The 24,565-nt window shown below is 70.0% G+C and carries 24 protein-coding genes; 20 read left to right on the top strand and 4 right to left on the bottom strand.

The features are described 5' to 3' along the window. The first annotated feature begins 11 nt into the window (after positions 1-11). From rho to BX283_RS27385, 19 genes are all read left to right on the top strand, one after another. Positions 12-2,027: a transcription termination factor Rho gene (gene rho, locus BX283_RS27295; RefSeq protein WP_101390142.1), complete on the top strand. Its 2,016-nt coding sequence runs from the start codon at positions 12-14 to the stop codon at positions 2,025-2,027. 238 nt (positions 2,028-2,265) lie between these two features. Further along, positions 2,266-3,381, top strand: coding sequence for an LCP family protein (locus BX283_RS27300; RefSeq protein WP_101390143.1), 1,116 nt, complete (start codon positions 2,266-2,268; stop codon positions 3,379-3,381). Positions 3,382-3,541: 160 nt separating this feature from the next. Next, positions 3,542-3,763: a 50S ribosomal protein L31 gene (rpmE, locus tag BX283_RS27305; protein ID WP_101390144.1), complete on the top strand. Its 222-nt coding sequence runs from the start codon at positions 3,542-3,544 to the stop codon at positions 3,761-3,763. A 100-nt stretch (positions 3,764-3,863) separates the two neighbouring features. After that, positions 3,864-4,943 (top strand): peptide chain release factor 1, encoded by a 1,080-nt coding sequence (gene prfA, locus BX283_RS27310; RefSeq protein ID WP_101390145.1) that lies wholly within the window; start codon positions 3,864-3,866, stop codon positions 4,941-4,943. Positions 4,944-5,018: 75 nt separating this feature from the next. Continuing rightward, positions 5,019-5,900, top strand: coding sequence for a peptide chain release factor N(5)-glutamine methyltransferase (gene prmC / locus BX283_RS27315; protein WP_101390146.1), 882 nt, complete (start codon positions 5,019-5,021; stop codon positions 5,898-5,900). A 56-nt stretch (positions 5,901-5,956) separates the two neighbouring features. Beyond that, entirely contained in the window at positions 5,957-6,604 is a 648-nt protein-coding gene (locus BX283_RS27320; RefSeq protein ID WP_101390147.1) for an L-threonylcarbamoyladenylate synthase, read from the top strand. Continuing rightward, on the top strand, positions 6,601-7,251 hold the full coding sequence (locus tag BX283_RS27325; protein WP_101390148.1) for a protein-tyrosine-phosphatase: 651 nt from the start codon (positions 6,601-6,603) through the stop codon (positions 7,249-7,251). Before BX283_RS27320 ends, BX283_RS27325 begins: the two co-directional genes overlap by 4 nt. A gap of 100 nt (positions 7,252-7,351) precedes the next feature. Next, complete coding sequence (glyA, locus tag BX283_RS27330; RefSeq protein WP_101390149.1) at positions 7,352-8,650, top strand: serine hydroxymethyltransferase; 1,299 nt, start codon at positions 7,352-7,354, stop codon at positions 8,648-8,650. Positions 8,651-8,765: 115 nt separating this feature from the next. Next, the gene (locus BX283_RS27335; RefSeq protein WP_180357487.1) at positions 8,766-10,121 is read left to right on the top strand and encodes an MraY family glycosyltransferase; all 1,356 of its coding nucleotides are present in this window, start codon (positions 8,766-8,768) and stop codon (positions 10,119-10,121) included. Between the two features lie 262 nt (positions 10,122-10,383). Continuing rightward, positions 10,384-10,818, top strand: coding sequence for a hypothetical protein (locus BX283_RS27340; RefSeq protein WP_101390151.1), 435 nt, complete (start codon positions 10,384-10,386; stop codon positions 10,816-10,818). A 273-nt stretch (positions 10,819-11,091) separates the two neighbouring features. After that, a complete protein-coding gene (gene atpB / locus BX283_RS27345; RefSeq protein ID WP_101392603.1) occupies positions 11,092-11,862 on the top strand; it encodes a F0F1 ATP synthase subunit A in 771 nt (256 codons plus the stop codon). A gap of 79 nt (positions 11,863-11,941) precedes the next feature. Further along, positions 11,942-12,178 (top strand): ATP synthase F0 subunit C, encoded by a 237-nt coding sequence (atpE, locus tag BX283_RS27350; protein WP_067163944.1) that lies wholly within the window; start codon positions 11,942-11,944, stop codon positions 12,176-12,178. Between the two features lie 38 nt (positions 12,179-12,216). Next, positions 12,217-12,771, top strand: a complete 555-nt coding sequence (locus BX283_RS27355; RefSeq protein WP_101390152.1) for a F0F1 ATP synthase subunit B — start codon at positions 12,217-12,219, stop codon at positions 12,769-12,771. Continuing rightward, complete coding sequence (locus tag BX283_RS27360; protein ID WP_101390153.1) at positions 12,768-13,583, top strand: F0F1 ATP synthase subunit delta; 816 nt, start codon at positions 12,768-12,770, stop codon at positions 13,581-13,583. The genes BX283_RS27355 and BX283_RS27360 overlap by 4 nt, the downstream gene beginning before the upstream one ends. A 139-nt stretch (positions 13,584-13,722) precedes the next feature. Beyond that, positions 13,723-15,315: a F0F1 ATP synthase subunit alpha gene (gene atpA / locus BX283_RS27365; RefSeq protein ID WP_101390154.1), complete on the top strand. Its 1,593-nt coding sequence runs from the start codon at positions 13,723-13,725 to the stop codon at positions 15,313-15,315. 20 nt (positions 15,316-15,335) lie between these two features. Continuing rightward, complete coding sequence (locus tag BX283_RS27370) at positions 15,336-16,253, top strand: F0F1 ATP synthase subunit gamma (RefSeq protein WP_101390155.1); 918 nt, start codon at positions 15,336-15,338, stop codon at positions 16,251-16,253. Continuing rightward, entirely contained in the window at positions 16,253-17,695 is a 1,443-nt protein-coding gene (gene atpD / locus BX283_RS27375) for a F0F1 ATP synthase subunit beta (protein ID WP_101390156.1), read from the top strand. Before BX283_RS27370 ends, atpD begins: the two co-directional genes overlap by 1 nt. Positions 17,696-17,824: 129 nt before the next feature. Next, positions 17,825-18,199 carry a F0F1 ATP synthase subunit epsilon gene (locus BX283_RS27380; RefSeq protein ID WP_101390157.1) on the top strand — a complete coding sequence of 125 codons (375 nt, stop codon included), beginning with the start codon at positions 17,825-17,827 and terminating at the stop codon, positions 18,197-18,199. A gap of 137 nt (positions 18,200-18,336) precedes the next feature. Beyond that, positions 18,337-18,783, top strand: a complete 447-nt coding sequence (locus BX283_RS27385; RefSeq protein WP_067163959.1) for a DUF2550 domain-containing protein — start codon at positions 18,337-18,339, stop codon at positions 18,781-18,783. 330 nt (positions 18,784-19,113) lie between these two features. Here the strand turns inward: BX283_RS27385 and BX283_RS27390 are convergent, their stop codons facing one another. From BX283_RS27390 to BX283_RS27400, 3 genes are all read right to left on the bottom strand, one after another. Continuing rightward, positions 19,114-20,970: a glycosyl hydrolase family 18 protein gene (locus tag BX283_RS27390; RefSeq protein WP_180357266.1), complete on the bottom strand. Its 1,857-nt coding sequence runs from the start codon at positions 20,968-20,970 to the stop codon at positions 19,114-19,116. A 160-nt stretch (positions 20,971-21,130) separates the two neighbouring features. Further along, the gene (locus BX283_RS27395) at positions 21,131-21,775 is read right to left on the bottom strand and encodes a response regulator transcription factor (RefSeq protein WP_101390158.1); all 645 of its coding nucleotides are present in this window, start codon (positions 21,773-21,775) and stop codon (positions 21,131-21,133) included. Further along, positions 21,772-22,968, bottom strand: coding sequence for a sensor histidine kinase (locus BX283_RS27400; RefSeq protein ID WP_257583893.1), 1,197 nt, complete (start codon positions 22,966-22,968; stop codon positions 21,772-21,774). Before BX283_RS27400 ends, BX283_RS27395 begins: the two co-directional genes overlap by 4 nt. 165 nt (positions 22,969-23,133) lie before the next feature. Here BX283_RS27400 and BX283_RS27405 point away from each other — a divergent pair, with 165 nt between their 5' ends. Continuing rightward, a complete protein-coding gene (locus BX283_RS27405) occupies positions 23,134-23,685 on the top strand; it encodes a hypothetical protein (protein ID WP_101390160.1) in 552 nt (183 codons plus the stop codon). A 58-nt stretch (positions 23,686-23,743) separates the two neighbouring features. On the opposite strand, the gene BX283_RS27410 is transcribed toward BX283_RS27405, so the two are convergent. Beyond that, positions 23,744-24,316 (bottom strand): cob(I)yrinic acid a,c-diamide adenosyltransferase, encoded by a 573-nt coding sequence (locus BX283_RS27410; protein ID WP_101390161.1) that lies wholly within the window; start codon positions 24,314-24,316, stop codon positions 23,744-23,746. Positions 24,317-24,565 lie beyond the last annotated feature (249 nt).

Genomic DNA, 24,565 nt, shown 5'->3' on the forward strand with positions numbered 1-24,565 from the left:
AAGGACCCTTCGTGAGCGACACCACCGATCTGATGGGCGTGACTGCCGACACTTCTGTCGGCGACGCCGCGCCCGCCGCAGGTGCTGCCTCGGGCACCACCTCACGGCGCCGCCGCTCCGGCACCGGCCTCGACGGCATGGTCCTGGCCGAGCTGCAGCAGGTCGCGTCCGGCCTCGGCATCAGGGGCACCGCGCGGATGCGCAAGAGCCAGCTGATCGAGGTCATCAAGGAGGCGCAGTCCGGTTCCGGCTCCGCCGCCCCGGCCAAGGGCGCCGACGCGGCCGAGACCAAGCCCAAGCGCCGCGCCACCTCCAAGGCCCGTACGGGTGACGAGGCCGCCGAGAAGCCTGCCGCCCAGCAGCAGATCGAGATCCCCGGCCAGCCGGCCTCCGACGACCAGCCCGCGGGCGAGCGCCGTCGCCGGCGTGCCACCGCGGCCGCCGGATCGCCGGAGAGCGCGACCGCCGTCGCCGAGCCGCAGACCGCCAAGGCCGAGGCCAAGGCGGACGTCCGGGCCGAGCAGAAGACCGACGCCCAGCCGGACGCCAAGGCCGCCGAGGCCGTCGACGGCGCCGAGGGCCGGCGCGAGCGCCGGGACCGCGGCGAGCGTGGCGAGCGCGGTGGCGAGCGGGGCGACCGCCAGGGCCGCCAGCGCGGCGACCGTGACCGCGGCGAGCGGGGCGAGCGCCGCGGCAAGGGCGACGACCAGCAGGGCCAGGGCGGCCAGCGCCAGCAGCGCCAGGGCGGCCAGGGCCAGCAGAACAACGGTCCCCAGGACGACAGTTACGACGACGAGGGCCGCCGCGGCCGCCGTGGCCGTTACCGGGACCGCCGCGGCCGCCGCGGTGGCCGTGACGAGTTCGGCGCCGAGCCGCAGGTCAACGACGACGATGTGCTGATCCCCGTCGCGGGCATCCTGGACATCCTCGACAACTACGCGTTCATCCGGACCTCCGGCTACCTGCCGGGCCCGAACGACGTGTACGTGTCGCTGGCCCAGGTCCGCAAGAACGGTCTGCGCAAGGGTGACCACGTCACCGGCGCCGTGCGGCAGCCGAAGGAGGGCGAGCGCCGCGAGAAGTTCAACGCGCTGGTCCGCCTGGACTCGGCGAACGGCATGGCGGCCGACTCCGGCCGGGGCCGTCCCGAGTTCAACAAGCTGACCCCGCTCTACCCGCAGGACCGCCTCCGTCTGGAGACCGACGCGGGCGTGCTGACCACGCGGATCATCGACCTCGTGTCGCCGATCGGCAAGGGCCAGCGAGGCCTGATCGTGGCCCCGCCGAAGACCGGCAAGACCATGATCATGCAGGCGATCGCCAACGCGATCACCACCAACAACCCCGAGTGCCACCTGATGGTCGTCCTGGTCGACGAGCGTCCGGAAGAGGTCACCGACATGCAGCGGTCGGTGAAGGGCGAGGTCATCTCCTCGACCTTCGACCGCCCGGCCGAGGACCACACCACGGTCGCCGAGCTCGCCATCGAGCGTGCCAAGCGTCTGGTGGAGCTGGGTCACGACGTGGTCGTGCTGCTCGACTCGATCACCCGTCTGGGCCGTGCGTACAACCTGGCGGCCCCGGCCTCCGGCCGCATCCTGTCCGGTGGTGTCGACTCGACCGCGCTGTACCCGCCGAAGCGCTTCTTCGGTGCCGCGCGCAACATCGAGGACGGCGGCTCGCTGACCATCCTGGCCACCGCGCTCGTCGAGACCGGCTCGCGCATGGACGAGGTGATCTTCGAGGAGTTCAAGGGCACCGGCAACATGGAGCTCAAGCTCGACCGCAAGCTCGCCGACAAGCGCATCTTCCCGGCGGTGGACGTGGACGCGTCCGGCACCCGCAAGGAAGAGATCCTGCTCGGCAGCGACGAGCTCGCCGTCACCTGGAAGCTGCGCCGGGTGCTGCACGCGCTCGACCAGCAGCAGGCGATCGAGCTGCTCCTGGACAAGATGAAGCAGACGAAGTCGAACGCCGAGTTCCTGCTCCAGATCCAGAAGACGACCCCGGGCAACGGCAACGACTGACGTCACCGCCACAGCCTGCGAGAACGCCCCCGGCACCTCGGTGCCGGGGGCGTTCTCCGTACGTACGAGGCCCTGCTGGCCGTACGAGAGCTTCACCACAGGCCCAGGGCGTTCTTAAGGCGTTCTTAGAACCCTGTGCAACCCTTCTTGGTGCTTCTCCGTCTGACAAGTGTCGACAAACCGTGCCTGACAGACACGGCGGGGGGTACCAGGAGCGGCAGCGAGGACTGAGGAGAACATGGCCGAGCAGAGCGAGAGCGGCAGCGCCCGAATAACCGGCGGTGGCCGGGGACGGCGCCGCAAGCGCCCCACCACGCGCCGCCGCGCCGTGAAGATAGCGGCCTGGTCCGCGGCGGGCGTCGTGCTGGCCGGCGGGGCCGGCCTCGGGTACGTCTACTTCAAGCTGAACGGCAACATCAAGGGCGTCGACATCAACGCCCAGCTCGGCACCGACCGCCCCCAGGACGTCGACAACGGCTCCATGGACATCCTCGTCCTGGGCTCCGACTCCCGGGCCGGCGCCAACAAGGAGTACGGCAAGGACGACGGCGGTGCCCGCTCCGACACCGCGATGGTCGTCCACGTCTACGAGGGCCACAAGAGCGCCAGCGTCGTCTCCATCCCGCGCGACACCCTGGTCACCCGGCCGTCCTGCGCCACCACGGACGGCAAGACCGACCCGGGCGGCAAGCGCCAGATGTTCAACACCGCGTACGAGGTCGGCGGCCCGGCCTGTGCGGTCAAGACGGTCGAGCAGATGTCCGGCATCCGGATGGACCACTACATCGAGGTCGACTTCACCGGCTTCAAGAAGCTCATCGACCAGCTTGGCGGGGTGCCCGTCACCACCGCGAAGCCGATCAAGGACACCAAGAGCCATCTGGACCTGCCGGCCGGGAAGCACACCCTCAACGGCGAGCAGGCGCTCGGCCTGGTGCGCACCCGGCACGGCGTCGGCGACGGCTCGGACCTCGGCCGCATCCAGCTCCAGCAGGCTTTCATCAAGGCGCTGATCGAGCGGGTCAAGGGCGTGGGCGTCTTCACCAGCCCGACCAAGCTGTACGGGCTCGCGGACGCCGCCACCAAGGCGATCACCACCGACTCCGACCTGAACTCGATCAACAAGCTGATCGGCTTCGGCAACGGGCTCAAGGGCCTGGGCGCCGACGACGTCCACATGGTCACCCTGCCGGTGATGTACGACCCGGCCGACCTCAACCGCGTACTGCCCCAGCAGGCCCAGTCCAGGCAGGTCTGGGACGCCCTGCTGAGGGACCAGCCGATCCCGGCCTCCGCCACCAAGGACTCGGCGGGCGACAAGGGTGACGCGGGCGCCGTGGTCACAACCGGCTGACCTGCGGTTTCGCCGAGCGGGACGGGCCGTGGAATAGATCGGGGCAGACCCCGGTTTTGGGAGATACGGCCAGTCCTGGCAGACTGGTACGTCGGCCCCGGTTCACGTGTGCGCATTCCCGCGCGGACGACCCGGAGCCCTCCCTGAACTAGGAGACACCTTGAAGCGCGACATCCACCCCGAGTACGTCGAGACGCAGGTCAGCTGCACCTGTGGCGCGTCGTTCACCACCCGTAGCACCCTGGCCGAGGGCACCATCCGTGCCGAGGTCTGCTCCGAGTGCCACCCGTTCTACACGGGCAAGCAGAAGATCCTCGACACCGGTGGCCGCGTGGCCCGCTTCGAGGCCCGCTTCGGCAAGGCTGCTGCCGCCAAGAAGTAGCGAGCCACTGCGCCGGTCTTCGGCCGTCCCCGTGCGGGGCGGCTGGGACCGGCGCTTTGCCGTCTGCCGCAGCCACTCAACGATTACTCAGGAGCCCCCGATGTTCGAGGCGGTCGAGGAACTGATCGGCGAACACGCCGGTCTGGAGAAGAAGCTCGCCGACCCTTCGGTCCACGCCGACCAGGCGAACGCGCGCAAGCTCAACAAGCGCTACGCCGAGCTGACGCCGATCGTCGGGACGTACCGCTCCTGGAAGCAGACGGGCGAGGACATCGAGACGGCCAAGGAGTTCGCGGCGGACGACCCCGACTTCGCGGCCGAGGTCAAGGAGCTGGAGAAGCAGCGCGAGGAGCTGACGGAGAAGCTGCGGCTGCTCCTGGTCCCGCGCGACCCCAGCGACGACAAGGACGTCCTCCTGGAGATCAAGGCGGGCGCGGGCGGCGACGAGTCGGCCCTGTTCGCCGGCGACCTGCTGCGGATGTATCTGCGGTACGCCGAGCGCGTCGGCTGGAAGACCGAGATCATCGACGCCACCGAGTCCGAGCTGGGCGGCTACAAGGACGTCCAGGTCGCGGTGAAGACCAAGGGCGGCAACGGCGCCACCGAGCCCGGCCAGGGCGTCTGGGCGCGGCTGAAGTACGAGGGCGGGGTGCACCGCGTGCAGCGCGTGCCCGCCACCGAGTCGCAGGGCCGCATCCACACCTCCGCCGCCGGCGTGCTCGTCACGCCCGAGGCCGAGGAGGTCGACGTCGAGATCAACATGAACGACCTGCGCATCGACGTGTACCGCTCGTCGGGCCCCGGCGGCCAGTCCGTCAACACCACCGACTCGGCCGTGCGCATCACGCACGTCCCGACCGGTGTGGTCGCCTCCTGCCAGAACGAGAAGAGCCAGCTCCAGAACAAGGAGCAGGCCATGCGCATCCTGCGCTCCCGGCTGCTCGCCGCCGCCCAGGAGAAGGCCGAGGCGGAGGCCGCCGACGCCCGGCGCAGCCAGGTGCGTACCGTGGACCGCTCCGAGAAGATCCGCACGTACAACTTCCCGGAGAACCGCATCTCGGACCACCGAGTCGGCTTCAAGGCGTACAACTTGGACCAGGTGCTCGACGGCGACCTGGACGCGATGATCCAGGCGTGCGTCGACGCCGACTCCGCCGCCAAGCTCGCCGCGGCGAGCTGACACCCGTAAGACACCCGGCACTTCCCCCGCCGCACGACCGGGCGGGGGAGGCCCATTGCAGCCCGGAGGACCAGCGTGCCGCAACATTCTGGGGGGCGAACCCCAGGCCCCCGCAGTGTGCTGCTCGCGGAGGTGGCCCAGGCCACCCAGCGGCTGGCCGACGCCGGCGTGCCCTCGCCGCGCTTCGACGCGGAGGAGCTCGCCGCGCACATCCACGGCGTCAAGCGGGGAGAGCTGCACCTGGTCAAGGACGCCGACTTCGACGCCCGGTACTGGGAGGCGATCGCCCGTCGTGAGGCGCGCGAGCCGCTCCAGCACATCACCGGGCGGGCGTTCTTCCGCTATCTGGAGCTCCAGGTCGGCCCCGGCGTCTTCGTGCCGCGCCCCGAGACCGAGTCGGTCGTCGGCTGGGCCATAGACGCCGTGCGCGCCATGGACGTGGTCGAGCCGCTCATCGTCGACCTGTGCACCGGCTCCGGCGCGATCGCCCTCGCCATGGCCCAGGAGGTGCCCCGCTCGCGGGTGCACGCCGTGGAGCTGTCCGAGGACGCGCTCAACTGGACCCGCAAGAACGTCGAGGGCTCGCGCGTCGTGCTGCACCAGGGCGACGCCCTGACCGCGCTGCCCGAGCTGGACGGCCAGGTCGACCTGGTCATCTCCAACCCGCCGTACATCCCGCTCACCGAGTGGGAGTACGTCGCCCCCGAGGCCCGGGACCACGACCCCGAGCTCGCCCTCTTCTCCGGCGAGGACGGCCTCGACACGATCCGGGGCATCGAGCGCACCGCCCACCGGCTGCTGCGGCCCGGCGGCCTCGTCGTGATCGAGCACGCCGACACGCAGGGCGGCCAGGTGCCCTGGATCTTCAACGAGGAGGCCGGCTGGGCGGACGCGGCCGACCACCCCGACCTGAACAACCGTCCGCGCTTCGCCACGGCCCGCAAGGCCCTGCCGTGACCGCCGTCACCCCCAACCGCTTCAAGACCGCGTACGTGTACGAGGAGGCCCCGTAAATGGCTCGGCGATACGACTGCAACGACGCGACCGACCGCACGACCGGTCTGCGCGAGGCCGCCTCCGCAGTGCGCCGCGGTGAGCTCGTCGTCCTCCCGACGGACACCGTCTACGGCATCGGCGCCGACGCGTTCAGCTCCGAGGCCGTCGCTTCCCTGCTGGACGCCAAGGGCCGCGGCCGCAATATGCCCACCCCCGTCCTGATCGGGTCCCCGAACACGCTGCACGGCCTGGTCACGGACTTCACCGAGCAGGCGTGGGAGCTCGTCGACGCGTTCTGGCCGGGCGCCCTGACGCTGGTCGCCAAGCACCAGCCGTCCCTCCAGTGGGACCTGGGCGACACCCGGGGCACGGTCGCGATCCGGATGCCGCTGCACCCGGTCGCCATCGAGCTGCTCACCGAGGTCGGCCCGATGGCCGTCTCCTCCGCCAACCTCACCGGGCACCCCTCGCCCGAGGACTGCGACGCCGCGCAGGGGATGCTGGGCGACGCCGTGTCGGTGTACCTGGACGGCGGCCCCACCCCGGGCATCGTCCCGTCGTCGATCGTCGACGTCACGGGCAAGGTGCCGGTGCTGCTGCGCGCGGGCGCGCTCGACGCCGACGAGCTGCGCAAGGTGGTACCCGACCTCGAGGTGGCGAATTGACAGCCCCTGAGACGGGGCGTGGCATAGGCACCGGGCTCACCGGCACCACCTTCCGCATCCTCCACGTCAGCACCGGCAACGTGTGCCGCTCGCCCATCACCGAGCGGCTGACCCGGCATGCCCTGACCGATCGCCTCGGCGACCCCTTCACGGGCGGTCTGATCGTGGAGAGCGCGGGTACCTGGGGCCACGAGGGCGCCCCGATGGAGGCCAACGCGGCAGCGGTCCTGGCGGACTTCGGCGCGGACGCCTCCGGCTTCACGGGGCGCGAGCTCCTGGACGAACACGTCATCACCGCGGACCTGGTCCTCACCGCCACCCGCGACCACCGCGCCCAGGTCATCTCCATGGGCCACTCGGCGGGCCTGCGCACCTTCACCCTGAAGGAGTTCACCCGCCTGGTCCGCGCCATAGACCCCACCACCCTGCCGGACGCCTCGCAGGAGGGCATGGTCGAGCGCGCCCGCGCCCTGGTCCGCGCGGCCGCGGCGCTGCGCGGCTGGCTGCTGGCCCCGAGCGCGGAGGCGGACGAGGTCAACGACCCGTACGGCGCCCCGATCACGTTCTTCCGCTCGATCGGCGACGAGATCAATACGGCCCTGGAACCGGTCGTGACGGCCCTGACGGGTGTGCGCGCGCCGCACTGACGCGAATCCACTGACGGGAATCCGTCGGGCGCCGGTGCGCGCGTCGGCCTACATTGGATCTGACGCCTCACACCACCCCCTGTCAGGCCCGGAGACCCCGATGACGGTCACCACCGCAGCCGTGTCCGCTGCCCGCGCCACCGCCCCCGAGGGGGCGCTCGACGCCCTGCGGCGCCAAGATCCCGAGATCGCCGACGTGCTGCTCGGCGAGACGCGGCGGCAGGCCACCTCGCTCCAGCTCATCGCCGCCGAGAACTTCACCTCGCCCGCCGTGCTCGCGGCGCTCGGCTCCCCGCTCAGCAACAAGTACGCCGAGGGCTACCCCGGCGCCCGCCACCACGGCGGCTGCGAGGTCGTGGACGTGGCCGAGCGGATCGCCGTGGACCGGGCCAGGGCGCTCTTCGGCGCCGAGCACGCCAACGTACAGCCGCACTCCGGCTCCTCGGCCGTGCTCGCGGCCTACGCGGCGCTGCTGCGCCCGGGGGACACGGTGCTGGCCATGGGGCTCCCGTACGGGGGACACCTCACCCACGGCTCGCCCGCCAACTTCTCCGGCCGGTGGTTCGACTTCGTCGGCTACGGCGTCGACCCGGAGAGCGGCCTCATCGACTACGAGGAGGTCGCGGCCCTCGCCGAGCGCCGCCGCCCGAAGGCGATCGTCTGCGGCTCGATCTGCTACCCGCGCCACCCCGACTACGAGGCGTTCCGCGAGATCGCCGACTCGGTGGGCGCCTACCTCATCGCGGACGCGGCGCACCCCATGGGCCTGGTGGCCGGGGGAGCGGCGCCCAGCCCCGTCCCGTACGCCGACGTGGTCTGCGCGACCACCCACAAGGTGCTGCGCGGCCCCCGCGGCGGTCTGCTGCTGTGCGGCGGGGAGCTGGCGGCCCGGATCGACCGGGCGGTCTTCCCGTTCACCCAGGGCGGCGCCCAGATGCACACCATCGCCGCCAAGGCGGTCGCGTTCGGGGAGGCGGCGACCCCGGGGTTCACGGGGTACGCCCATCAGGTGGTCGCCAACGCGCGCGTGCTCGCGGCCGGGCTGGCCGCCGAGGGGTTCGGCGTGGTGACCGGCGGCACCGACACCCACATCATCCTGGCCGACCCCGCTCCGCTGGGGGCCGACGGAAGGGCCGCCAGGGGCCGTCTGGCGGGCGCCGGGCTCGTCCTGGACACCTGCGCCCTGCCGTACGACGAAGCGCGCGGCATCCGGCTCGGTACGGCCGCGCTGACCACCCAGGGGATGGGCGAGGCGGAGATGGCGAGGATCGCGGTGCTGTTCTCGGCTGCGCTGCGCGGGGCCGCCGAGGCGGGCGGTGGGGCGGGCGGTGGGGCGCATGCCGACATCCGTGCCGAAGTGCGGGAGCTCGCGGGAAGATTTCCCCCGTATCCGCACTAGATGGGGTTGATATCCCCACTGGATGGGGTTGACTGCAACCATCTCGTGTACCCGCATGTCCTCAACCATGTGGGCGCGAAGCTAGTGTGTGGGGCTGAGATGGCCAGCGATACCTCTGGGGCAGCCCGTGCGTGAATACCTGCTGACGCTCTGCGTCACGGCCGCGGTGACCTACCTGCTCACCGGGCCGGTGCGGAAGTTCGCCATCGCGACCGGCGCGATGCCGGAGATCCGTGCCCGGGACGTGCACCGCGAACCGACGCCGCGGCTCGGCGGCATCGCCATGTTCGGCGGGCTGTGCGCGGGCCTGCTCGTCGCCGACCACCTCGACAGCCTCAACGGCGTCTTCGAGCGCTCCAACGAACCGCGCGCGCTGCTCTCGGGCGCGGCCCTGATCTGGATCATCGGCGTCCTGGACGACAAGTTCGAGATCGACGCCCTGATCAAGCTGGGCGGTCAGATGATCGCCGCCGGTGTGATGGTCGTGCAGGGTCTGACGATCCTGTGGCTGCCGATCCCGGGCGTCGGCGCGGTCTCGCTCACCTCCTGGCAGGGCACGCTGCTGACGGTCGCCCTGGTGGTGATCACCATCAACGCGGTGAACTTCGTGGACGGCCTGGACGGCCTCGCCGCGGGCATGGTCTGCATCGCCGCCGCGGCGTTCTTCATGTACGCGTACCGGATCTGGTTCGGGTACGGCATCGAGGCCGCGGCCCCGGCCACCCTCTTCGCCGCCATCCTGATGGGCATGTGCCTGGGCTTCCTGCCGCACAACATGCACCCGGCGCGGATCTTCATGGGCGACTCGGGCTCGATGCTGATCGGGCTCGTCCTCGCGGCCGGCGCCATCTCCATCACCGGCCAGGTCGACCCGGACGCGCTGCGGATGAACCTCAGCCTCAGCGGCAGCGAGCGCGAGGCCACCCACGCGATGCTCCCGGTGTTCATCCCGCTGCTGATGCCGCTGACCATCATCGCGATCCCGATGGCCGACCTGGTGCTGGCGATCGTGCGGCGCACCTGGAAGGGCCAGTCGCCGTTCGCCGCCGACCGCGGCCATCTGCACCACCGGCTCCTGGAGATCGGCCACTCGCACAGCCGGGCCGTGCTGATCATGTACTTCTGGGCGGCCCTGATCGCCTTCGGGACGCTGGCGTACTCGGTGCACTCGGCGTCGATGTGGATCGTCTTCGTGATCGTCGCGCTGAGCGCGGTCGGTCTGGTCCTGCTGCTGCTCCCGCGCTTCACCCCGCGCGCCCCGCGCTGGGCCGAGGCGTTCGTCCCGCCGCGCTACCGGCGCCGTACGCGGCTCGCGACGGCGGCCGCGGGCGCGGAGGGCACCGAGGAGTGGGACGAGGCCGAGGAGGAGCGCACACCGGTCGGCGCGGGCGTCTCCGGCGTCAACGGGGCGACCGCCATCGGCCCCCGTTCGCGCTTCCCCGACCGGCGGAAGACCGGCGCGTCACGCTGACGAATTGCCGCACCGAGCCCCAATACCAGACAAGTTGCCGCTCGCTCTGCACATGCGCGCGCGTTCACTCTCATGTGTGACGGGCAGCACACCATCATGGTAAAGACCTCATCAAATAGTTTGTGATACGGTTCACGAGACCCGGCAACAGAGCCGAAGGACCGTAGTGCGACGGCCCATTGGCCCGAGGGATCCCCTCGGCCGGGGCCTACGCTCGTCCATGACGACACCCTGCCCCCACCCAGTAAGCGGAGCTGCCGCCATGCCGTCCAACGACGCCCGCACCCTCCTTCGGACCGCCCTTCCCACCGCTGCCGCCGGCGCGATCGCCGTCGCCGTCAGCGCTGGGGTCGCGGGCGGCAAGGGGGCCATCGGCGCCGTCATCGCGACGGTCGTGGTCATCGGCTTCATGGGTATCGGGCTGCTCATCCTGGAACGCACGGCAAAGAACCTGCCCCACCTGTTCCAGGCCATGGGGCTGATGCTGTACACGGCTCAGTTGCTGCTGCTCTTCATCTTCGTCGCGGTCTTCAAGGACACGACGCTGTTCAACCCCAAGGCATTCGCCGCCACGCTCATCGCGCTGACCCTCGTCTGGATCGGCATGCAGGCACGTGCGCACATGAAGGCCAAGATCCTTTACGTCGAGCCGGATTCGGAGGCTCAGAAGCCCACGAAATCCGGGTCTTCGTCGTGAAAGGTAGGGGCGGAATAAATGCGAGTTCGAGACCCTGCTATCGTCCGGTGCCAACTGCGGCACTGCGGGCGCGGGCATCTGAGCTGACGCCTGCTCGATCGCGAGGCTTGATGCCCGACCGCCGCCCCATCATCCGTAACACCAGTCCAGTGCCGAACCGCGGCTGTGCGCCGCGCCGACACAACGAGGTTGCCGTACCTATGCGCCACGCTGAAGGAGCCCGCGGTGAGTGCTGACCAGACCCAGCTCGCCTTCGACTGGAACTGCCGCATCCTGTCTGACAACGGCTGTGGCTTTCCGGCTCCGGGCCTGAACTCCTTCCTCTTCAAGCCGCTCTTCACCGTCGGCGGCTATGAGTTCAACAAGGTGATGCTGCTCGCGCTCGTCACCACGGTGCTCGTCAGCAGCTTCTTCTGGGCGGCTTTCGGCAGGGCCAAGGTGGTCCCGGGCAAGCTCCAGATGGCCGGCGAGGCCGGCTACGACTTCGTACGCAAGAACATCGTGTACGAGACGCTGGGCAAGAAGGAGGGCGAGAAGTACGTCCCCCTGATGGTCTCGCTGTTCTTCTTCATCTGGATCATGAACATCTGGTCCGTGATCCCGCTGGCCCAGTTCCCGGTGTCCTCGGTCATCGCCTTCCCGATGGTCCTCGCCGGCCTCGTGTGGGTCGTCTGGGTGGGCCTGACGTTCAAGCGTCACGGCTTCGTCGGCGGTCTGAAGAACATCACCGGCTACGACAAGTCGCTCGGCGCGGTCCTGCCGCTCGTGATGGTCATCGAGTTCCTCTCGAACCTGTTCGTCCGGCCGTTCACGCACGCGGTGCGACTGTTCGCCAACATGTTCGCCGGTCACCTGATGCTGGTCATGTTCACGGTTGCCTCCTGGTACCTGATGAACAGCTACATGATCCCGGCCGCCGGTGTCTCGTTCGTCATGACCATCGTCATGATCCTCTTCGAGCTTTTCGTGCAGGCCGTCCAGGCGTACGTCTTCGTGCTGCTGGCCTGCTCGTACATCCAGGGCGCTGTGGCCGAGCACCACTGAGTCCTGGGCCCGCCCCGCAAACCCCCAGTCGTCCGGTGGCCAACCCCCACCGGTCCATGAAAGAGAAGGAAGAACTGGCATGTCCCAGATCCTCGCTGCCTCCGAAGTCACCGGCTCGCTCGGCTCGATCGGCTACGGCCTCGCGGCCATCGGCCCCGGCGTCGGCGTCGGCATCATCTTCGGTAACGGCACCCAGGCCATGGCCCGTCAGCCCGAGGCCGCCGGCCTGATCCGCGCCAACCAGATCCTGGGCTTCGCGTTCTGTGAGGCGCTCGCCCTCATCGGCATCGTTATGCCGTTCGTGTTCGGTAAGTAAGCACCTATTACTGACACACATCGACGAAAGGCACTGATGTGATCGCCAACCTGGTTGCACTCGCGGCCGAGGAAGAGCAGAACCCGCTCGTACCCGCGGGCCCCGAGCTGCTCGTCGGCGCCATCGCCTTCGCCATCGTCTTCTTCGTCTTCGCCACGAAGCTGCTCCCGCGTATCAACAAGACGCTGGAGGAGCGGCGCGAAGCCATCGAGGGCGGTATCGAGAAGGCCGAGGCCGCGCAGACCGAGGCTCAGAGTGTGCTGGAGCAGTACAAGGCCCAGCTCGCCGAGGCCCGCCACGAGGCTGCCCGCCTGCGCCAGGAGGCGACCGAGCAGGGCACCGCGCTCATCCAGGAGATGAGGGCGGAAGGCCAGCGGCAGCGTGAGGAGATCATCGCTGCCGGCCACGCCCAGATCGAGGCCGACCGCAAGGCCGCGGCGCACGCGCTCCGTCAGGACGTGGGCAAGCTCGCCACCGACCTGGCCGGCAAGCTCGTCGGCGAGTCCCTTGAGGACCACGCCCGGCAGAGCCGCACCATCGACCGCTTCCTCGAGGGTCTCGAGGACGCTTCGAAGGCCGAGGCCACGCGATGAACGGAGCGAGCCGCGAGGCACTGGCTGCCGCGCGCGAGCGTCTCGACGCGCTGATGGACAACACGTCCGTCGACGTGGCGAAGCTCGCCGGGGAGCTGGCGGCCGTCACCGCGCTGCTCGACCGCGAGGTGTCGCTGCGCCGGGTCCTCACCGACCCGTCGCAGCCCGGTGAGGCCAAGGCCGAGCTGGCCGGGCGCCTCCTCGGCGGCCAGGTCGGCGGCGAGACCGCCGACCTGGTGAGCGGCATGGTCCGCTCCCGCTGGTCGCAGTCGCGCGACCTGGTGGACGCGCTGGAGGAGCTGGCGAACACCACCGACCTCACGGCCGCGCAGAAGGCCGGCGCGCTGGACGACGTGGAGGACGAGCTGTTCCGGTTCGGCCGGATCGTCGCCTCCAGCACCGACCTGCGCTCCGCGCTGACGAACCGCGCCGCCACCACGGCCGCCAAGGGCGAGCTGCTCGGCAGCCTGCTCGGCGGCAAGGCGAACGCGGTCACCGAGCGGCTCGTCACGCGTCTTGTGACCAAGCCGCGTGGACGTAGCCTGGAAGCGGGACTCGAGTCCCTCTCCAAGCTCGCCGCGGAGCGCCGGGACCGCATGGTCGCCGTGGTCACCTCGGCGGTACCGCTGACCGACGTGCAGAAGCAGCGCCTCGGCGCCGCTCTGGCGAAGGTCTACGGCCGCCAGATGCACCTGAACCTGGACGTGGACCCGACGGTCCTCGGCGGGATCTCGGTGCGGGTGGGCGACGAGGTCATCGACGGCACGATCGCGCAGCGTCTCGACGAGGCGAGCCGGCGACTGGCCGGCTGACCTGCCTCGGCAGCGTCACCTAAGTACACAGCATGACAGCGGCCCGGTTGGGCCGTGCAGAACTTGCAGAAGATTCCTGGGGGTCGCCCCCAGACCCCCTAAGAAGCTTCAGGCCCAACAAGGAGAGCAGGGAACCCAGATGGCGGAGCTCACGATCCGGCCGGAGGAGATCCGGGACGCACTGGACAACTTCGTCCAGTCGTACCAGCCGGACGCGGCCTCGCGCGAGGAGGTCGGAACGGTCAGCGTTGCCGGCGACGGCATCGCGAAGGTGGAGGGCCTGCCCTCCGCCATGGCGAACGAGCTGCTGAAGTTCGAGGACGGCACCCTCGGTCTCGCCCTCAACCTCGAGGAGCGCGAGATCGGTGCGATCGTCCTCGGCGAGTTCAGCGGCATCGAGGAGGGCCAGCCGGTGCAGCGCACCGGTGAGGTGCTCTCCGTCGGCGTCGGCGAGGGCTACCTCGGCCGCGTCGTCGACCCGCTCGGCAACCCGATCGACGGTCTCGGCGAGATCGCGACCGAAGGCCGCCGCGCCCTCGAGCTGCAGGCCCCGGGCGTCATGGTCCGTAAGTCGGTGCACGAGCCGATGCAGACCGGCTACAAGGCCGTCGACGCGATGGTGCCGATCGGCCGTGGCCAGCGTCAGCTGATCATCGGCGACCGTCAGACGGGTAAGACCGCTCTGGCCGTCGACACGATCATCAACCAGCGCGACAACTGGCGCTCGGGCGACGTGAACAAGCAGGTCCGCTGCATCTACGTCGCCATCGGCCAGAAGGGCTCGACCATCGCGTCCGTTCGCGGCGCCCTGGAAGAGGCCGGCGCGCTCGAGTACACGACGATCGTCGCCGCCCCGGCGTCCGACCCGGCCGGCTTCAAGTACCTGGCGCCGTACACCGGTTCCGCCATCGGCCAGCACTGGATGTACGCCGGCAAGCACGTCCTGATCATCTTCGACGACCTGTCGAAGCAGGCCGACGCCTACCGCGCCGTGTCGCTGCTGCTGCGCCGCCCGCCGGGCCGCGAGGCCTACCCGGGCGACGTCTTCTACCTGCACTCGCGTCTGCTGGAGCGCTGCGCCAAGCTCTCCGACGACATGGGCGCCGGTTCGATGACCGGTCTGCCGATCGTCGAGACCAAGGCGAACGACGTGTCGGCGTTCATCCCGACCAACGTCATCTCCATCACCGACGGCCAGTGCTTCCTGGAGTCGGACCTCTTCAACGCCGGTCAGCGCCCCGCGCTGAACGTCGGTATCTCCGTCTCCCGAGTCGGTGGTTCCGCGCAGCACAAGGCGATGAAGCAGGTTTCGGGTCGTCTCCGCGTGGACCTCGCCCAGTACCGCGAGCTGGAGGCGTTCGCCGCCTTCGGTTCCGACCTGGACGCCGCGTCGAAGGCCTCGCTGGAGCGCGGCAAGCGCATGGTCGAGCTGCTGAAGCAGGGCCAGTACCAGCCGATGCCGGTCGAGGAGCAGGTCGTCTCCGTCTGGGCCGGTACCACCGGCAAGATGGACGACGTCCCGGTCAACGACATCCGTCGCTTCGAGTCGGAGCTGCTGGAGCACCTGCGCCGTGAGCGCAAGGAGCTCCTCACCTCCATCGCCGAGGGCGGCAAGATGTCGGACGACACCCTGACGTCGATCGCTGACGCCATCGCCAACTTCAAGCAGCAGTTCGAGACCTCGGACGGCAAGCTCCTGGGCGACGACGCGCCGGTCTCCACCAGCAAGTGACGACGGAAGGGACCTGACTCATGGGAGCGCAGCTCCGGGTCTACAAGCGTCGCATCCGTGCCGTCACGGCGACCAAGAAGATCACCAAGGCGATGGAGATGATCGCCGCCTCGCGCATCGTCAAGGCGCAGCGCAAGGTGGCGGCGTCGATGCCGTACGCGACCGAGCTCACCCGTGCGGTGACCGCGGTCGCGACCGGCTCGAACACCAAGCACGCCCTGACCACCGAGGTCGAGGCGCCGACCCGCGCCGCGGTCCTGCTCATCACGAGCGACCGCGGTCTGGCCGGCGGCTACTCCTCGAACGCCATCAAGCAGGCGGACCGGCTCATCGAGCGGCTGCGCGGCGAGGGCAAGGAGGTCGACTCGTACATCGTCGGCCGCAAGGGTGTGGCCTACTACGGCTTCCGTGAGCGCAAGATCGCGGATTCGTGGACCGGCTTCACCGACAGCCCGGCCTACGCCGACGCCAAGCGCGTCGCGGCGCCGCTGATCGAGGCCATCCAGACGGAGACGGCCGAGGGTGGCGTCGACGAGCTCCACATCGTCTACACGGAGTTCGTGTCGATGATGACGCAGAACCCGGTGGACAACCGGATGCTGCCGCTGTCGCTGGAAGCGGCCCAGGAGGAGAGTGGCGCGAAGGGCGAGATCCTTCCGCTGTTCGACTTCGAGCCGTCGGCGGAGGACGTCCTCGACGCCCTGCTGCCGCGCTACGTCGAGAGCCGTATCTACAACGCACTGCTGCAGGCGGCCGCTTCCGAGCACGCCGCCCGCCGCCGTGCGATGAAGTCGGCCACCGACAACGCCGGGGACCTCATCAAGAGCCTCTCCCGGCTTGCCAACGCGGCCCGCCAGGCCGAAATCACCCAGGAAATCAGCGAGATCGTCGGTGGCGCGAGCGCCATGGCCGACGCGACCGCGGGGAGTGACAAGTAATGACGACCACTGTTGAGACGGCCGCCGCCACGGGCCGCGTCGCCCGGGTCATCGGCCCGGTCGTCGACGTGGAGTTCCCCGTCGACGCGATGCCCGAGATCTACAACGCCCTCAAGGTCCAGGTCGCAGACCCGGCCGAGGACGGCAAGCTCAAGACCCTGACCCTTGAGGTCGCGCAGCACCTGGGTGACGGCCTCGTCCGTACCATCTCGATGCAGCCGACCGACGGCCTGGTCCGCCAGGCCCCGGTGACCGACACGGGCGAGGGCATCACCGTCCCCGTCGGTGACTTCACCAAGGGCAAGGTCTTCAACACCCTGGGTGAGGTGCTCAACTACCCCGAGGCGAACGCCGAGGTCACCGAGCGCTGGCCCATCCACCGCAAGGCCCCGAGCTTCGACGAGCTCGAGTCCAAGACGGAGATGTTCGAGACCGGCGTCAAGGTCATCGACCTTCTCACCCCGTACGTCAAGGGTGGAAAGATCGGTCTGTTCGGTGGTGCCGGTGTCGGCAAGACCGTTCTGATCCAGGAAATGATCTACCGCGTCGCCAACAACCACGACGGTGTGTCGGTGTTCGCGGGCGTCGGTGAGCGTACCCGTGAGGGCAACGACCTCATCGAGGAGATGGGCGACTCGGGCGTCATCGACAAGACCGCCCTGGTCTTCGGTCAGATGGACGAGCCGCCGGGCACGCGTCTGCGCGTCGCGCTGGCCGGTCTGACGATGGCGGAGTACTTCCGTGACGTCCAGAAGCAGGACGTCCTCTTCTTCATCGACAACATCTTCCGGTACACCCAGGCGGGTTCCGAGGTGTCGACCCTGCTCGGCCGTATGCCCTCCGCGGTGGGCTACCAGCCGAACCTGGCCGACGAGATGGGTCTCCTCCAGGAGCGCATCACCTCGACCCGTGGTCACTCGATCACCTCGATGCAGGCGATCTACGTCCCCGCGGACGACCTGACCGACCCGGCCCCGGCCACCACCTTCGCCCACCTCGACGCGACGACGGTTCTCTCCCGTCCGATCTCCGAGAAGGGCATCTACCCGGCCGTGGACCCGCTGGACTCGACGTCCCGCATCCTCGACCCGCGGTACATCGCGGCGGACCACTACGCGGCCGCCATGCGTGTCAAGGGGATCCTGCAGAAGTACAAGGACCTCCAGGACATCATCGCGATCCTCGGTATCGACGAGCTGGGCGAGGAGGACAAGCTCGTTGTCCACCGTGCCCGTCGCGTCGAGCGCTTCCTGTCGCAGAACACCCACGTCGCCAAGCAGTTCACCGGCGTGGACGGTTCGGACGTGCCGCTCGACGAGTCGATCACCGCGTTCAACGCGATCTGCGACGGTGAGTACGACCACTTCCCCGAGCAGGCGTTCTTCATGTGCGGTGGCATCGAGGACCTGAAGGCCAACGCCAAGGAGCTGGGCGTCTCCTGAATCGTCTGACTCGTAAGAGTCGCGTTTCGGCGGAGAGGGGCGGGCGCGTCCCGCCCCTCTCCGTACGCCCACTAGACTTTGACCCAACACCCGGCAGCAACCGCCGGGTGGTGACCCGAGGAGCCCACCTTGGCTGCTGAGCTGCACGTCGAGCTCGTCGCCGCGGACCGCAGTGTCTGGTCCGGCGAGGCCACCCTGGTCGTCGCGCGCACCACGTCCGGCGACATCGGCGTCATGCCCGGTCACCAGCCGCTCCTCGGAGTGCTGGAGTCCGGCCCGGTGACCATCCGTACGAGCGAGGGCAGCACCGTCGTCGCCGCTGTGCACGGCGGGTTCATCTCGTTCGCTGACAACAAGCTCTCCATGCTCGCGGAGATCGCGGAGCTCGCGGACGAGATCGATGTCCAGCGTGCCGAGCGGGCGCTGGAGAGCGCCAAGTCGGCCGAGGACGGCGCCGCCGAGCGTCGCGCCGAGGTCCGGCTGCGTACGGTGTCGGTGCGCTAGCACCCCGCCGAAGAGTTTTGCCCTCAGCCGCGGTCACGGGTCTGGAATTTTCCGGACCCGGCCGCGGCTGAGGCGATGCAGGCACAAGAGACCGGGGCGATCCCCCGGCCCCGAATGGAGCGAGGAGGTCGGTGTAGATGACCCTCGTTCTGCTTGTGGGCGGCCTGGTCGTCGCGCTGGTACTGGTGGGACTCTTCGTCTTCGGTCTGCGCCGGCGGCTGATCCAGCGTTCCGGCGGGACCTTCGACTGCAGTCTGCGCTGGGACGTGCCGGAGGGCGGCGACCCCAGCGGCAAGGGCTGGGTGTACGGAGTCGCGCGGTACAGCGGTGACCGGATCGAGTGGTTCCGTGTCTTCTCGTACGCGCCTCGGCCGAGGCGGCTCCTGGAGCGGTCCGCGATCGAGGTCGTGGCGCGCCGTAAACCGGCGGGCGAGGAGGAGCTGGCGCTCCTGTCCGACGCGATCGTTCTCGGCTGTACGCATCGGGGCGTGCGCCTCGAACTGGCGATGAGCGAGGACGCGCTGACGGGTTTCCTGGCGTGGCTGGAGGCGGCGCCACCGGGCCAGCGGGTGAACGTGGCGTAGGGGTTTCCCCCACCCCGCCCCTTCCCGAAGTCCCTGGCGGGCGCCGGTGTGCCCTAAGGGGCGCGGGGAACTGCGCGACCAGCCCCGCACGGTCCGCAGTCGAAGGCCGAAGCCCTCGTTTTCTGTTTGTCCGCGGGCCGCTGTGGGCCGGTCGCGCCCGCGCGGCGGAGCCGCACATGTCACAGCCCCGCGCCCCTTGGGCACCCCCCGCTGTGGGCAGTCGTTCCGCTGGGGCGGAACGGGTGGGCACAGCGGACCACCGGCCCGCGGACGAAGGGGCAACACCGGGGGAGGGGGACGGGCCCTCGCCCCGATGCCGGACCCCGGGGGCTACCTCAGCCCCGAGTCGATCGCTGTCATCAGCTCGCCGCCAGCCGTGTCGCCGCTGAACTCCCAGAAGAACGCGCCCTTAAGCCCCTGCGTCTTCACGTACGACATCTTCCCCGCGATCGTCGACGGCGTGTCATAGCTCCACCAGTTGGAGCCGCAGCGGGCGTACGCCGTGCCCGCGATCGTCGACGTCGCCGGGCAGCTGCTCTTGAGGACCTTGTAGTCCTCGATGCCCTGCTCGTACGTTCCGGGCGCCGGCCCCGTCGCCGTACCGCCCGGCGCGTCCTGGGTGACACCGGTCCAGCCGCGGCCGTAGAACCCGATCCCCAGGTTGAGCTTGCTCGCCGGGATTCCCTTGCCCCGGTACTTCTGGATCGCCGCGTCCGTGTTGAAGCCCGCGATCGGGATGCCGTTGTACGAGGTGAGCGGCGAGTGCGGAGCCGTCGGCCCCTTCGCGTCCCAGGCACCGAAGAAGTCGTACGTCATCACGTTGTACCAGTCGACGTACTGTGCGGCTCCGGCGTAGTCGGCCTGGTCCATCTTGCCGTTGGCGGAGCCGTCGGCCGTCACGGCCGCCGTCACCAGGTTGGCGGAGCCGAACTTCGCCCGCAGCGCGGACAGCAGGTTCTTCAGCGCGGCCTGGCCGCTGGTGTCGCAGGAGAGCCCGCAGGCGTTGGGGTACTCCCAGTCGATGTCGATGCCGTCGAAGACGTCGGCCCAGCGCGGGTCCTCCACCAGGCTGTAGCAGGAGTTGGCGAATGCCGTGGGGTTGGCGGCCGCCGCGCCGAAGCCGCCGGACCAGGTCCAGCCGCCGAACGACCACAGCACCTTGATGTTCGGGTACTTCTTCTTCAACTCGCGCAGCTGGTTGATGTTGCCCGCGACCGGCTGGTCCCAGGTGTCGGCGGTGCCGTCGACGCTGGAGGAGGCGTCGTACGTCTTCTGGTAGTCGGCGTAGGCGTCACCGATGGCGCACTGGCCGTTGGTGACATTGCCGAACGCGTAGTTGATGTGGGTCAGCTTGGCCGCCGAGCCCGAGGTGACGATGTTCTTGACGTGGTAGTTGCGCTGGTAGACGCCCCAGTCGGTGAAGTAGCCGAGCTTGACCGCGGAGCCCGGGTTCGGGTTGCCGCCGCCCGTCGTGGTGACGGTGGCCGAGCCGGAAGAGGGGCCCGTCTGGTCGGCGGTGTCGCGCGCGGTCACGCTGTACGTGTACGTCGTCCCGGCGGTGAGGCCCGAGTCGGCGTACGTCGTGCCGGTCACCGTCGCGATCTTCGCCGAGCCGCGGTAGACGTCGTAGTTCTTGACGCCCTTGTCGTCGGTGGCGGCGGTCCACGACAGGTTCACCGAGGTGTCGGTGACGCCGCTCGCCGTCGGAGTGCCCGGCGCGGAGGGCGGGTTGTCGCCCGGTGGCGTCGTACTCCCGTCGCAGGAGCCGCCGTTGAGCTTGCAGCCGGACGGGGCGCCGGGTCCCGCGCCGTTGAAGCCGAAGGTGACACTGGCGCCGGGCGCCAAGGTGCCGTTGTACGACTTGTTCTTGGCCGTCCAGTGGTTGGCGTCATGGGTGACGTCCGCGTCCCAGAACGAGGTCACGGACGTACCGGAGGGGTAGTCCCACTCCACGGTCCAGGAGGTGAGCGTCGTGGTGCCGGTGTTCTTGACGGTCCACTGGGCGCCGAAGCCGGAGCCCCAGTCCTGGGTCTTGGTGTAGGTGGCGGTCGCCGAGGCGGCGGCCGCGGCGGGAGTGGCGCCGGCCAGGCCGACGAGTGCGGCCAGGGGAAGGGCCAGCGCGGTGAGGACGGCCGCGGCTCTGGTTCTGAAGCGGGTGCGGGTGCGGATGCGCGTGGGAGTGCTCAAGGAAGCTCCTCGAGTGAGGTCCGACGGGTGTGGGGGTGGGACCCTGCTCCGCCCGGTGAGCACACGGTGGGCCGTGGGCGCGCTCACACAGCAGTGCCGTGAGCGTAGAAAGGTCTGTACCAACCGTCAAGAGGTCCAGACCAACGGCCGGAAGTCGCCGTCAGACGCCCAACTCCTGTGCCAGTACGGCCGCTTGGACCCGGCTGCGCAGCTCCAGCTTCCCCAGCAACCGGCTGACATGGGTCTTCACCGTGGCCTCGGCCATCGCCAGGCGACCCGCGATCTCGGCGTTCGACAGCCCCTGCCCGATGCACGACAGCACCTCCCGCTCGCGGCGGGTCAGCGCGTCCAGGGCGGCCGGGAGCACGGCGGGCGCCCTGGACGCCGGGGCCGCGAACTCCGCGATCAGCCGGCGGGTGACGGCGGGGGCGATCATGCCCTCGCCGCGCGCGACCGTCCGTACCGCCTCGATCAGGTCCCTCGCCTCCGTGTTCTTCAGCAGGAAGCCCGCCGCACCCGCCCGCAGCGCCCCGAAGACGTACTCGTCGAGGTCGAACGTCGTCAGCACCAGCACATCCGCCAGCCGCTCCGCGACCACCCGGCGGGTCGCCTCGACCCCGTCGAGCCTGGGCATCTGCACATCCATCAGCACCAGGTCCGGGCGCAGTTCGCGGGCGAGCCGGACCGCCTCCTCGCCGTCGGCGGCCTCCCCGGCCACCTCGATGTCCGGGGCGCTGCCCAGGATCAGGACCAGACCGGCCCGTACCGACGACTGGTCCTCCGCGACCAGTACCCGGATCGTCATGTGGTCGACTCGCTTTCCTGGATGGGCAGTTCGGCCCGGACCCGCCAGATCTTGGTGCCGTCGTCCGCCGCCTCGGGGCCCGACTCGAAGCTCCCGCCGAGCAGTACGGCCCGCTCCCGCATCCCGACGAGCCCCGCGCCCGAGCCCGGCGCGCGCGGCCCCGGACGTTCACCGTACGGGCTGGTCACCCGGACCGTCAGCGCCCGCCCGGTGTGCGCGAGCGCGGCGGTGACCGTGCCCGGGGAGGCGTGCTTGAGGGCGTTGGTGAGCGACTCCTGGACGATCCGGTACGCGGCCAGCTCGACCGGGGCGGGCAGCGCGGCCCCCTCGGGGCGGCTGTCGTCGAGGGCGAAGTCGAGCCCGCTGGAGGCGCCGTTCGTACGGGCCTGGGCGATCAGCGCGTCCAGGCCCGCCAGCGTGGGTGCGGCGGCCGGGGTGCGCCCGGCGCCGCTGTCGCGCAGCAGCCCGATCAGCCGGCGCATCTCCGCGAGCCCGTCCACGCTGTTCGTCCGGATCACGGTGAGCGCCCGGCGGGTGGTGGCGGGGTCGTCCAGGGAGAGCGCGGCGGTGGAGTGGATGGCGATCGCCGAGAGGTGGTTGGCGACCATGTCGTGCAGCTCGCGGGCCATCCGGGCGCGCTCGGCCACCACCGCCTGGGTGCGGTCGATCTCGGCGAGCAGCGCGGTCTGCTCGGCGCGCAGGGTGGCCGCGTCGGCGGCGTCGCGGTGGTTGCGCACCAGCGCGCCGGTGGTGGCGGGCGCGAACGAGACGAGGCCGGTGAGCAGCCCGATCAGCAGGGCCTCGGGCTTGTGCAGCCAGGCCAGGAAGCCGATGGCCGTCGCCACGGAGATGAGCCCGGTGGTGACGGGGATGCGGCGGGCGGCGGCCGGGGTGCCGTACAGGACGGCCGCGTAGACCAGATCCGTGAACATCAGGACCGTCACCACACTGCCGAGCGTGAACTGGTCCGCGACGATCGCGAAGGTGCCGGTGACCAGGGCGAACCGCGGGGCGGTCCGGCGTACGAGTTCCAGGGCGGCCGTCACGGCGAGCGGCAGCAGCACCCACGCGCCGCCCAGCGGGCGCCCGCCCTGGGTGTGCAGCCCGAGCGCCCAGCCCGCCAGGCCGGTCAGCAGGCCGACGACGGCGATGATCACGTCGTGGCGGTGCGGGCGGCGGCGGAAGAGGTTCACGTTCCCATGAAACACGGGGCCGGGGGCCCGGGCCTCCACGCGCGGGGCGATCCCGCGCTCCATCGAATACGCCGAAGGATGCAGTGTCGTTTCCTCACTGCCGACGACGAGCGGGCCCGATCACGGGCCGACGCTGGAAGGGAGTCCGAGAGAACGGGGAACACCGTGATCGTCACACTGATCGTCATCTGCGAGGTCGGCTTCTGGGTGCTGCTCGCCACAGGCCTGGCGCTGCGCTACCTCGCGAAGCTGCCCAGGACGTCGGTGGCGGTCCTGCTCTGCGAGCCGCTGCTTGAGGCACTGCTCCTCGTCGTCACCGTGATCGACCTCAAGAACGGCGCCGAGCCGGACTGGAAGCACGGCCTCGCCGCCGTGTACATCGGCTTCTCGGTGGCGATGGGCCACTCCATGGTGAAGCGGGCCGACGCCTGGTTCGCCCACCGCTTCGCGGGCGGCCCGCGCCCCGCCAAGGCCCCGGCGGGCGGCGCGGCCCGCACGCTCCACGAGTGGAGGACGGCGGGCCGCTGGGTCCTCGCCGCCGTGATCGCGATCGGTCTGCTCCAGGGCGGGATCTGGTACGTGGGCGGCGACGGCGACACGGACTCCCTGCGGATGTGGCAGCAGCGGATGCTGTGGCTGATCGGCATCAACCTGATCATCGCGCTGAGCTACACGCTGTTCCCGAAGCGGGTGGATGCGGCCGGGTCCCGGCGCTGACGGGCCCCGACGCGGGGCCGTCGCGTGGGTGCGACCGGCCGCGCCCGGTCCACAGAGATCAGCGCTCGCCGCCCGGCACCCACAGCACGTCCCCGACCTCCTTGTTCGCCGTCCTGGCGAGGATGAAGAGCAGGTCGGAGAGGCGGTTGAGATAGGTCGCGGTCAGGGGATTCATCGACTCGCCGTGCACCTCGAACGCCGCCCACGTGGAGCGCTCGGCGCGGCGCACCACCGTGCACGCCTGGTGCAGCAGCGCCGCGCCCGGCGTACCGCCCGGCAGGATGAAGCTGCGCAGCTTCTCCAGCCGCTCGTTGAAGCGGTCGCAGTCCGCCTCCAGCCGGTCGATGTAGAACTGCTCGACCCGCAGCGGGGGGCATTTCGGATCCTCGACCACCGGCGTCGACAGGTCCGCGCCCACGTCGAACAGGTCGTTCTGCACGCGGGTGAGGACCTGCACGACCTCCTCGTCGAGACCGCCGAGCGCGATCGCCGTGCCGAGCACCGCGTTCGCCTCGTTGGCGTCCGCGTACGCCGAGATCCGCAGATCCGTCTTGGGCGTACGGCTCATGTCACCCAGGGCCGTGGTGCCCTTGTCGCCGGTGCGGGTGTAGATGCGCGTCAGATTGACCATGGGGCCAGCCTAGTTACGCGGGGGCCGTGCGCCACGCTTCTGTGCCGACCGTCACGGCCCCCCGGCGGTACGGACATTCCCCGCCCAAGTACGCGGTACGGGACGAGCGATGGGGTCCGTACGGGCCCCGGTGAGACGCCGCTCACCCGTCTTGGTGTGATGTCCGTCATCCGAGACGTGACGCGCATCTCTTACGGCTCCCAAGATGCCTCACGGCCGATAGCCTCCGCCGGAGAGCCGTATCAGTAA

The sequence above is a fragment of the Streptomyces sp. TLI_146 genome (assembly GCF_002846415.1).
Classification (GTDB): Bacteria; Actinomycetota; Actinomycetes; order Streptomycetales; family Streptomycetaceae; genus Streptomyces.

Bases quoted from the DNA above. Each gene is read 5' to 3' on its own strand.
- BX283_RS27300 (WP_101390143.1), top strand. From the start codon at position 2,266: ATGGCCGAGCAGAGCGAGAGCGGCAGCGCCCGAATAACCGGCGGTGGC.
- prfA (WP_101390145.1), top strand. From the start codon at position 3,864: ATGTTCGAGGCGGTCGAGGAACTGATCGGCGAACACGCCGGTCTGGAG.
- BX283_RS27320 (WP_101390147.1), top strand. From the start codon at position 5,957: ATGGCTCGGCGATACGACTGCAACGACGCGACCGACCGCACGACCGGT.
- glyA (WP_101390149.1), top strand. From the start codon at position 7,352: ATGACGGTCACCACCGCAGCCGTGTCCGCTGCCCGCGCCACCGCCCCC.
- BX283_RS27340 (WP_101390151.1), top strand. From the start codon at position 10,384: ATGCCGTCCAACGACGCCCGCACCCTCCTTCGGACCGCCCTTCCCACC.
- atpE (WP_067163944.1), top strand. From the start codon at position 11,942: ATGTCCCAGATCCTCGCTGCCTCCGAAGTCACCGGCTCGCTCGGCTCG.
- BX283_RS27360 (WP_101390153.1), top strand. From the start codon at position 12,768: ATGAACGGAGCGAGCCGCGAGGCACTGGCTGCCGCGCGCGAGCGTCTC.
- atpA (WP_101390154.1), top strand. From the start codon at position 13,723: ATGGCGGAGCTCACGATCCGGCCGGAGGAGATCCGGGACGCACTGGAC.
- BX283_RS27370 (WP_101390155.1), top strand. From the start codon at position 15,336: ATGGGAGCGCAGCTCCGGGTCTACAAGCGTCGCATCCGTGCCGTCACG.
- atpD (WP_101390156.1), top strand. From the start codon at position 16,253: ATGACGACCACTGTTGAGACGGCCGCCGCCACGGGCCGCGTCGCCCGG.
- BX283_RS27385 (WP_067163959.1), top strand. From the start codon at position 18,337: ATGACCCTCGTTCTGCTTGTGGGCGGCCTGGTCGTCGCGCTGGTACTG.
- BX283_RS27395 (WP_101390158.1), bottom strand. From the start codon at position 21,775: ATGACGATCCGGGTACTGGTCGCGGAGGACCAGTCGTCGGTACGGGCC.
- BX283_RS27410 (WP_101390161.1), bottom strand. From the start codon at position 24,316: ATGGTCAATCTGACGCGCATCTACACCCGCACCGGCGACAAGGGCACC.